7 protein-coding genes are annotated in these 9,916 nt (G+C 66.3%); 4 read left to right on the top strand and 3 right to left on the bottom strand.

The genetic code is table 11. The annotated features are described in order from the left end of the window. Positions 1–176: 176 nt before the first annotated feature. Positions 177–1,592 carry a diguanylate cyclase gene (locus ABGA94_RS15850; protein WP_095377818.1) on the bottom strand — a complete coding sequence of 472 codons (1,416 nt, stop codon included), beginning with the start codon at positions 1,590–1,592 and terminating at the stop codon, positions 177–179. A 286-nt stretch (positions 1,593–1,878) separates the two neighbouring features. Between ABGA94_RS15850 and ABGA94_RS15845 the strand changes: the two genes are divergently transcribed. Beyond that, positions 1,879–4,128 carry a TonB-dependent siderophore receptor gene (locus ABGA94_RS15845; protein WP_375367772.1) on the top strand — a complete coding sequence of 750 codons (2,250 nt, stop codon included), beginning with the start codon at positions 1,879–1,881 and terminating at the stop codon, positions 4,126–4,128. Positions 4,129–4,271: 143 nt separating this feature from the next. Next, positions 4,272–5,252: a cation diffusion facilitator family transporter gene (locus ABGA94_RS15840; protein WP_111127942.1), complete on the top strand. Its 981-nt coding sequence runs from the start codon at positions 4,272–4,274 to the stop codon at positions 5,250–5,252. 38 nt (positions 5,253–5,290) lie between these two features. Here the strand turns inward: ABGA94_RS15840 and nfi are convergent, their stop codons facing one another. Next, positions 5,291–5,965, bottom strand: a complete 675-nt coding sequence (nfi, locus tag ABGA94_RS15835; RefSeq protein ID WP_375367771.1) for a deoxyribonuclease V — start codon at positions 5,963–5,965, stop codon at positions 5,291–5,293. 93 nt (positions 5,966–6,058) lie between these two features. On the opposite strand from nfi, the gene gpmA reads away from it, so the two are divergent. Then, entirely contained in the window at positions 6,059–6,808 is a 750-nt protein-coding gene (gene gpmA / locus ABGA94_RS15830) for a 2,3-diphosphoglycerate-dependent phosphoglycerate mutase (RefSeq protein WP_005415787.1), read from the top strand. A gap of 110 nt (positions 6,809–6,918) precedes the next feature. Here the strand turns inward: gpmA and ABGA94_RS15825 are convergent, their stop codons facing one another. Beyond that, positions 6,919–7,380: a hypothetical protein gene (locus ABGA94_RS15825; protein ID WP_229766039.1), complete on the bottom strand. Its 462-nt coding sequence runs from the start codon at positions 7,378–7,380 to the stop codon at positions 6,919–6,921. Positions 7,381–7,523: 143 nt separating this feature from the next. Between ABGA94_RS15825 and ABGA94_RS15820 the strand changes: the two genes are divergently transcribed. Continuing rightward, positions 7,524–9,617 carry a M13 family metallopeptidase gene (locus ABGA94_RS15820; RefSeq protein WP_053499310.1) on the top strand — a complete coding sequence of 698 codons (2,094 nt, stop codon included), beginning with the start codon at positions 7,524–7,526 and terminating at the stop codon, positions 9,615–9,617. Positions 9,618–9,916: the final 299 nt, after the last annotated feature.

Here is a 9,916-nt window from a genome sequence, read left to right as displayed (position 1 = left end):
GGGGGGGGGGGGGGGGGGGGGGGAGTGGTGGCGTTCAATGCATCGGCTGGCGCACGGACCGGTAAAGTCGACTGTCGGTAGAGTCGACTGTCAGTCGACTGCTCTTCGCCCCGCGTGCGAAAAATTCCGCGCTGCGCGCGATAGTCGACCAGCGGTCGACTCTACCTGTCCTGTCGTCATCGCTGCAACGCACGCCGCCCCGGGGCTTCCTGCAGGTCCCCGCTGGCCACCACCACGCGGTTGCGGCCGCTGCGCTTGGCCTCGTACATCGCCGCGTCGGCACGTGCCATCAACCGTTCGTAGTCCGGGTGGCCATCATGGCCGGCCACGCCGATGCTGGCAGTCAGCGACAGAACCTGGCCGTTGGCCAGTGCCACTGGCGACTGCGCGATCTGCCGGCGCAGGCTCTCGGCGATCACCGAGGCCTGTGACTCACTGGCGGCAACCAGCACCACCACGAACTCCTCGCCGCCGTAGCGGAACAGGTAGTCGCTGCCGCGGGTCAGCTGGCCGAGCAGGCCGGCGACGTGCTGCAACGCGCGGTCGCCGGCATCGTGGCCGTGGCCGTCGTTGATCGCCTTGAAGTGATCCAGGTCGAGCAGCAGCAGCGAGAACGGCGTGCGGTTGCGCGTGGCCAGCTCGATCTCCCTGCGCAGCACGGTAGGCAGGAAGCGGCGGTTGAGCAGGTTGGTCAGGGCATCGCTGCCGGCATCCAGTTCACCGATGCGTTCGAACAACAGCGTCATCAGGGTACGGATGGCGGCCAGGTCCTCGCGAATGGCCGGCAGCACCGCCAGTCGTTGCGCCGGGGTGTCATGGTTTGCCCGCTGCAGGTTGCCGTCGATGCGGGCCATCAGTTGGCCGACCTGCTGGGTTTCGCTGCTCTCGCCGAAGCTGGGGATGCCCTTGTGGGTGAACCACAGGCCGAATTCCGAGGTCGCCAGGCTGGCGCTTTCTCCGGCCTGCACGTGTCCGGCGAGTGCGTAGAGCAGGGCGTTCTCCCAGTCCAGCAGCAGTGCACGCTGGCGCTCGCGTTCAGTACCGACATTCTGCACCAGCGAGAACAACCGGTAGGCAGCATCGGCGCGGGTGGAGCGCTCACGTGCATGGGTGTAGGCCAGGGTCATGCCTTCCATGGCGATGTCCATGATCGCGCTGAGGCAGTCGATGGCGGCGAACGCGGTGGCGCTGTCGGGCGCGTCGTCGCGCAGGCGCACGAACAGCTCGTGCTTGAGTACGCGCGCGCCGCGGGTGACCAGGTCGACCGGAATGCCGACCCGGGCATGCACATCGCCGATCACCCGTTGCGAGGCAACGGTGGCGGCAATGCCGTCGGCATCGGTGGTCAGCAGCTGCACCAGCCAGCGCTGCATGGCCGGTTGCAGGCGTTGCTTGACCTGATCGTGGGACAGGAAGCGGCGTGCACGCCCGTCCTGCAACAGCACTTCGTAGAAGCGTTGGGCCAGCGCCGGCGGGGCATCGGTTGCGGCGGCGTGCAGCAGCGCGGTGGCGGCAGGGCCGGCCTGTTGCAGGCAGTGCTGCCAGGCCTCGGCCAGCGGCTGGCTGGCATCGTCCAGTTGGGGTGGTTCCACGTCGATCTCTGACTGCGTACGACAAACCACGGGTATCGGCCGCGGTGGCGTGCGGTTGATGGTGGGCAAGCCGGCCAGTTTAAGCGCGATGCAGCGTCGTCCGGCACGCAGGCCACATCACGCCTGCGGTAGCAATGAGCGAACGCATTTGAGAATCACTCGCATTGATGGGAGAATGCGTGCACGGATCGGGCCGCAGGCGACTGCAGCGACGCTCCGCCTCCCCCTCGTCGTTGCCTCAAGCCCTTTGCCAGAGGCCCCGTTGCCCTGCCAGAAGGTCCAGATCATGTCTCCTGCCGTTGTCCTCTCGCCGCGCCCGCTGGCGCTCGCCGTTGCCGCCCTGCTGGCGGGCAGCGCCCTGACCGCCCAGGCTGAAGCCGACGCCACCGATATCGACACGGTGCACGTCACCGCTTCGCAGATTGCCCGCCAAGCGTTGGGTACCTCGACCATCACCGCCGAGGACATCGCCAGGCGCCCACCGGCCAACGACATCGCCGAACTGCTGCGCACCATGCCGGGCGTCAACCTCACCGGCAACAGCGCCTCGGGCCAGTACGGCAACAACCGCCAGATCGACCTGCGCGGCATGGGCCCGGAAAACACCCTGATCCTGGTCGACGGCAAGCGCATCGGTGCGCGCGATGCCGTGCGCATGGGGCGCAGCGGCGAGCGCAACACACGCGGCGACACCAACTGGGTGCCGGCGGAGATGATCGAGCGCATCGAAGTGCTGCGCGGACCGGCGGCGGCACGCTATGGCTCCGGTGCGTCCGGTGGCGTGGTCAACATCATCACCAAGCGCCCGACCGGCGACCTTGCCGGTGCGGTCGACCTGTACGGGCTGGTGCCTGAACACAGCGCCGAAGGTGGCAGCGAGCGCGTCGGCCTGCAGCTGAGTGGGCCGATGACCGACACGCTGTCGTTCCGCCTGTACGGCAACCTCAACAGGACCGACGCCGACTCACTGGACCTCAACCGCCAGTACGCCACCAACCCGAACGCAGTGCCGCCAGCTGGCCGCGAGGGCGTCAAGAACCGCGACGTCAACGCGCTGCTGCGCTGGGACGTGACCGCCAACCAGGTGGTGGAGTTCGAAGCCGGCACCAGCCGCCAGGGCAACATCTATGCCGGTGACCGCGCGGTCAGCACTACCGGTACCTCGACCGGCGTCGATCTGGCGGCGCTGGCCGAAGGCCAAGCGGAGACCAACCGCATGTACCGCACCACCGGCGCGATCACCCATCGTGGGCGCTGGGGCGATGTGACCTCGCGGGTGACGGCTGCGGTGGAGGCGGTCAACAACTCGCGCATCAACGAAGGCCTGGCCGGTGGCCCGGAGGGCAGCTTCAACGGCACCGACTGGTCGACCTCGCGCCTGCGCAACTACCAGCTGGATGGCGAAGTGAGTTTCCCGACCACGCTGGGCGCCGCCGAGAACGTCTGGACGCTCGGCTTCGAGTACCTGGACAGCCGCTTGACCGATCCCTATTCGATGAGCCAGTCCAGCAGCAGCGGCGGCGGCATCCCGGGGCTGTCGGCCGACCGTGCGCGTGGCAAGGCCGACGCGCAGACCACCGCGGTGTTCGTGGAAGACAACATCTACCTGGGCGAGCGCTGGATCGTCACCCCAGGCCTGCGCTTCGACCACCACAGCCAGTTCGGCAACAACACCAGCCCCAGCCTCAATGCGCAGTTCCGCATCAGCGGCGACTGGGTGGTGAAGGGCGGTATCGCTCGGGCATTCAAGGCGCCGAACCTGTACCAGTCGAATCCGGACTATCTCTACTACACCCGTGGCAACGGCTGCCCCAATGCGCTGCCGAGCCTGGGCGCTGGTTGCTACATGCGTGGCAACGCAGACCTGAAGGCGGAAACCAGCCTGAACAAGGAACTGGGCATCGAGTGGGCACCGCAGAGCGGCTGGCAGGCCTCGTTGACCTACTTCCACAACGACTACAAGGACAAGATCCAGGCGGGCTACACCCAGATTGGCCTGACCGCCGACACCAAGGGCCGCATCTTCCGCTGGGAGAACGCGCCGAAGGCGATCGTGCAGGGGCTTGAAGGCAACCTGGTGATTCCGCTGCTGGGCGAGCAGGGCAACCGCCTGAAGTGGAGCAACAACTTCACCTACATGGTGGAAAACGAGAACAAGAGCACCGGCCAGCCGCTGTCGGTGATCCCGAAGTACACGATCAACACCATGCTGGACTGGCAGGCCACCGACAGGCTGTCGCTGCTGCTGACCGGCACCTTCTACGGCAAGCAGGAACCGGCCACGACCAACATCAACAACGACCCCCGCTGCACCGGCAGCTGCGATGCATCGATCGCGCTGCAGGATCGTGGCGCGTACAACATCTGGGGCGTGAGCGCGCGCTACAAGGTGACCGAGACGGTCAGCTTCGGCTTCGGCGTGAACAACCTGGCCGACAAGCGCCTGTTCCGCGAGGCCAACAGCAGCGATGCCGGCGCGGCGACCTACAACGAACCGGGCCGCGCCTACTGGGCCAGCCTGCGCTTCGGGTTCTGAGCATACGCAAGTGCAGATCCGCCGTGGCCGCCGGGTCCTGCCCGGCGGCACCGGTGCTGCACGCCTGCAATGTTATAAACATCGTAATAGTCTCCTCCGCCGGCACCGCGTAGCCTGCACCGCATCGCAAAGGAGCTGTTGCCATGGGCCACGACCACGATCACCTGCCGTCCCAGATCCGCCACGAGAAGCCCTTGTGGTGGGCACTCGGCCTGACCACCACCTTCCTCGTCGTCGAAGTGGTGGGCGCGTTCTGGACCAACAGCCTGGCGCTGTTGTCCGACGCCGCGCACATGGCCACCGACGCGCTGGCGCTGATGATCGCGCTGGTTGCGGTACGGCTGAGCCGGCGCCCGCCGGATGCGCGCCGCACCTACGGCTATGCACGGCTGGAAGCGTTGGGCGCGATGATCAACGGTGCCATGCTGTTCGTGGTCGCCGCCTACATCCTGTGGGAGGCGATCGGCCGCTTCCGCCAGCCGCAGGAGATCGCCTCCTCCGGCATGCTGGTGATCGCGGCTGCGGGCCTGGTCATCAACCTGATCTCGATGCGCCTGCTGCAGGCGGGCAGTGGCGAGAGTCTCAACGTGAAGGGCGCCTACCTGGAAGTATGGGCCGACATGCTCGGCTCGGTGGCAGTGATTGCGGGCGCATTGTTGATCAAGTGGACCGGATGGAAACCGATCGACCCGATCCTGGCCGTGCTGATCGGCCTGTGGGTGCTGCCGCGTACCTACGTGCTGATGCGTGAGGCGATCAACGTACTGCTGGAAGGCGTGCCCAAGGGCATGGACGTGGCCAGGGTGCGCGACAGCCTGTCCGGCCACGTCGCAGTCCTGGACGTGCATGACCTGCACGTGTGGGCGCTGGCTTCCAGCACGCCGGCGCTGACCGCGCACATTGTGATGCGCGACGGCACCGACGCCGATGCGTTGCGCCGCGAGCTGGGCGGTCGCCTGCATGATGACTTCGGTATCGAGCACGTGACGCTGCAGATCGAAGCGGACCACTGTGGTGAAGCCTGCGCTGGACCGGCGTCGGCCAACGGCGGCGCGCAGCAGGGCCATGAAGGCCACGACCACGGTGAGGATGCGCAGGGCCATCGCGGCCACGTGCATCGTTGAATGAAAATGAAGGCCGCACCGGAGAATGCCCGGTGCGGTCATTCGTCGCGTCGCGAGGCCAGCCGATCCGCCAGCCGGGTTGGCTCCGGCAACCGGTAGCCGCGCAGGGTGCGCTGCACCCAGCCCAGCGCGGTATCGGCACTGACCCGATGGCCACCGGCCACGAACAGCGGCTTGCAGCGCACCTTGCTGCGCAGCACCCAGCCCAGTTGCTCGTCGCCATCCAGCAGCGGTGTATGCGCACCAGCTTCGGCGCCCGGTTCGACGAACCTTCCCACCAGTTTCGATTTCGCCACGCCGATGCTCGGCAGGTCGGTGACCACGCCCAGATGCGCGGCGACGCCCAGCCGGCGCGGATGGCTGATGCCGTGGCCATCGACGAACACCAGGTCCGGCGTGCGCGGCAGCAGCGCCAGCGCGGCCAGCAGCGCCGGCAGCTCGCGGAAGCTGAGCAGGCCGGGGATGTAGGGCATCACCGTGGGGATGCGCGCGATCTCCTGTGCCACGGGCTTCAGCGTCTCCGCGTCCAGCAGTACCGCCGCGGCGCGGGTGATGGCGCCGTTGTCCTCGAAGCCGACATCCATCCCGGCCAGCCAGCGCACGTTGCGTGGCAGGCGGTCCTGGCGCTCCACGCGGCCTGCCAGTTGCAGCTGCTGCGCACGGGCGACAGCGACGCTGCCTTCCCAGCGTCCGGGGTCGATCACCGTATTCATAGGTCACAGCATCGCACGGGCGGCGCCACGGCCCGGTGAGCGGCGGCCGGGCTACAATGGCGGCCTGCCTTTCCTCGCGTTGGAGACCCTGCAGTGACCCGTAGACTCGTACTGTTGCGCCATGGCCAGAGCCAGTGGAACCTGGACAACCGCTTCACCGGCTGGGTCGATGTCGACCTGACCGAGCAGGGGCGTCGCGAAGCGGCCGCCGCCGGCCGCCTGATGCGCGAGGAAGGCCTGCAGTTCGACGTTGCGCACACCTCCGTGCTCAAGCGCGCCATCCACACCCTGCAGGGTGCGCTGGCCGAGCTGGAGCAGGACTGGCTGCCGGTGAACAAGTCCTGGCGCCTCAACGAGCGGCACTACGGCGGCCTGCAGGGGCTGGACAAGGCCGAGACCGCGGCCAAGCACGGCGAAGAGCAGGTCAAGGTGTGGCGTCGTTCGTACGACATCCCGCCGCCGCCGATGGACCTGGAAGATCCGGGCCACCCGATCCATGACCGCCGCTACGCCGGCCTGGACCGCAACGCGCTGCCGGGCACCGAGTCGCTGGCCACCACCCTGGATCGCGTGCTGCCGTACTGGCACGACGCCATCGCACCGCAGCTGAAGGACGGCAAGACCGTACTGGTCACCGCCCACGGCAACTCGCTGCGTGCGTTGTACAAGTACCTCAACAACGTCTCGCGCGAGGAAATCCTCGAGCTGAACATCCCGACCGGCATCCCGCTGCTGTTCGAACTGAACGATGACCTGACCGTGCAGTCGTTCCGCTACCTGGGCGACCCGGAAGCGGCGCGCAAGGCCGCCGAAGCCGTAGCCAACCAGGGCAAGGCGAAGTAAGAAGCAGAAGGCCGGCGCAAGCCGGCCTTTCTTTTTGTAGAGCCGAGCCCACGCTCGGCTGACGCTGTCGCAACCCGGTAGAGCCACTTCATTTGGGCTGCATGTGCCAGCTACGAAGGACCCGGCAGGCGCACCTTCGGCGACTGCAACGCAGCAATGTCGATGACGTGGTCCTGGCATATCACCTGGTAATGCGTGAATGGGCCCGGGTAACGGGTATCAGCGAAGGTGGCACGGCCCAGATATTCAAGGAATTTCGAACGGCTGTAGCGGCGGAACAGGTTGCCGCTCCAGGCTTCGGCGTCGTCCCAGCTCTGGTAGGACTCGTTGTGCACGGCGTAGCTGATGTAGTGGTCCCAGATCAGTTCAAACCGCTGCGAGTGGGGCACCACCTCTATCGCACGCACATCATCGATTGAACGTCCATGACCGAGCTCCACGCGGGAGGGCTTTCCGACCACCCGGCCCTCCTCGACGACCAGGCGCAGACGATTCGCTTCCGGCTCGCCAATCTCAGTAAGAAACAGAAACTCACAGGTGTCGAGGGCCAGCAGCAGCGCAGTTTCGTCCATGGTCATGAGGTCCAGTGATCGCAGACGCCAGAGCATACCGGCGCGCGGCGGGAGCTGCGCTGCGCCGTGGACTCTGTGACCTTTGGCCGGTCCCCAACCTCGCGCCCCCGGCTACCCTGTGAAATTACCCGCAGGAGAGCCTCATGAACGTCCGCAACCTGGTCCCGCTGGGCCTGACCATCGCCATCGCTGCCTCGCTGGCCGCCTGTGGCAAGAACGAAACCGCGCCGGCGGCCAGTGCCGACGCCAAGCCGGCCTTCGACCTGTCGCAGATCAAGACGCCGCTGATCTCGCTCAACAGCGCCGACCTCGATCCGGCCATTTCGGCCTGTACCGACCTCAATGGCTTCGTCAACAGCAAGTGGCTGAAGGCCAACCCGGTGCCGGGAGACCAGACCACCTGGGGCAGCTTCGAGATCCTGCGCGAGCGCTCGCTGGAAGTGCAGCACGCGCTGGTGCAGCAGGCCGCCGCCAGCCAGGCCAAGGCCGGTTCGGTGGAAGCCAAGATCGGTGACATCTGGAAGACCGGCAACGACGAGGCCAAGATCGAAGCCGCCGGCCTGGCGCCGCTGCAGCCGCAGCTGGACAAGATCACCGCGCTGAACGACACCGCCGCCATCACCCAGTACCTGCGCGACAGCCAGGCCGAGGGCAAGGGCGTGCTGTTCTCGCTGTTCGCCAATGCCGACTACAAGGATTCGGCCAACGTCATCGCCTACGTTGGCCAGGGCGGCCTCGGCCTGCCGGAGAAGGGCTACTACTTCGATGATGCGCAGGCCAAGATCCGTGACGCCTACGTGGCCTACATCGCGCAGGTGCTGACCCTGTCCGGCGTGGACGCGGCGCAGGCCGCCGAGCAGGCCAAGGCCGTGATGGCCTTCGAAACCCGCCTGGCCAAGGCCTCGATGTCACGCATCGAAATGCGTGACCCGGCCAAGCGCTACAACCCGCTCAGTGCCGCCGACGCGGACAAACTGACCCCGAACTTCAGCTGGACCGCGCTGTTCGACACCCTGAAGGTACCGGCCGCGCAGAAGTTCTCGCTGGCGCAGCCGGGCTTCTTCGGTGAAATGGACAAGATGCTGGCCGATGTGCCCGCCAGCACCTGGCAGGCCTACCTGCGCTTCCACACCATCGACGATGCCGCGCCATACCTGAGCAGCCAGTTCGAGAAGGCCAACTTCGATTTCTACGGCACGACCCTGCGTGGCCAGAAGGAAATGCAGCCGCGCTGGAAGCGCGTGCTGGAGTCGGTCAACGGCGGTATGGGTGAAGCCCTGGGCCAGCTGTACGTCGACGCCGTGTTCCCGGCCGAGTCGAAGGTCGCCATGCAGCACCTGGTGGAGAACCTGTCGCAGGCGCTGAAGGCGCGCCTGGAGCAGCTGCCGTGGATGGGCGAGGAAACCAGGAAGAAGGCGCTGGAAAAGTGGGCCAGCTTCACCCCGAAGATCGGTTACCCGGACAAGTGGCGTGACTGGGCGGGCCTGCAGACCAACGGCGACAGCTACCTGGGCAACATGCAGGCGGCGCGCGCGTTCAACTACCGCTACATGCTGGACAAGATCGGCAAGCCGGTGGACAAGACCGAGTGGGGCATGACGCCGCAGACCGTCAATGCGTACTACAACGCCACCAAGAACGAGATCGTATTCCCGGCGGCGATCCTGCAGGCGCCGTTCTTCGACGCCAAGGCCGATCCGGCGTTGAACTACGGCGGCATCGGTGCAGTCATCGGCCATGAGATGATGCACGGCTACGACGACTCGGGCAGCCAGTTCGCCGCCAACGGCAACTTCGACAACTGGTGGACGGACGCCGACCGCAAGGCCTTCACCGAGCGTACCGACCAGCTGGTCGCGCAGTTCGACGGCTACGAGTCGGTGCCGGGCGTGTTCGTGAAGGGCAAGCTGACCCTGGGCGAGAACATCGGCGACCTGGGCGGCCTGACCGTGGCCTATGACGCGCTGCAGATGGCGCTGAAGGAAGACCCGAAGGCGAACGTCGAGGTGGACGGCCACAGCCAGGACCAGCGCTTCTTCATGAACTGGGCCACCGTGTGGCGCCGCAACTTCACCGATGGCGAGCTGCGCGTGCGCCTGAACACCGATCCGCACGCGCCGGCCAATTTCCGTGCCAACGGTGCGCCGTCGAACATGCCCTCGTTCGCTGCTGCATTCCAGTGCAAAGCGGGTGATGCGATGGTGCGCGCCGACGACAAGCGCGTGGTGATCTGGTAATCGATCACCCGTGATGCGTGGAGCGAAAGGCCCGGCGAACGCCGGGCCTTTTGTCTTCCAGGCCGGCAGCGCGGCGCCGACTGGTAGAGTCGACTGTTAGTCGACTATCGCGCGCAGCGCGGGATTTTCGCGATCTGGACGAAGAGCAGTCGACTAACTGTGATCTCTCGGTAGGTTGTTCATCCGGGGCATCTTTGGAAAATGGTGGTTACCACACCTATCCAGTCCCCAAAGAGCCCGGATGAACCATCATAAAAATGCCCGTTTGACGCCGTTTAGTCGAGAACTTCTTGTCCGCC

Source organism: Stenotrophomonas sp. 3diitr2024 (assembly GCF_042136455.1).
GTDB classification, from domain to species: Bacteria; Pseudomonadota; Gammaproteobacteria; order Xanthomonadales; family Xanthomonadaceae; genus Stenotrophomonas; species Stenotrophomonas sepilia.
This window is presented reverse-complemented; position numbering and strand designations above follow the sequence as displayed.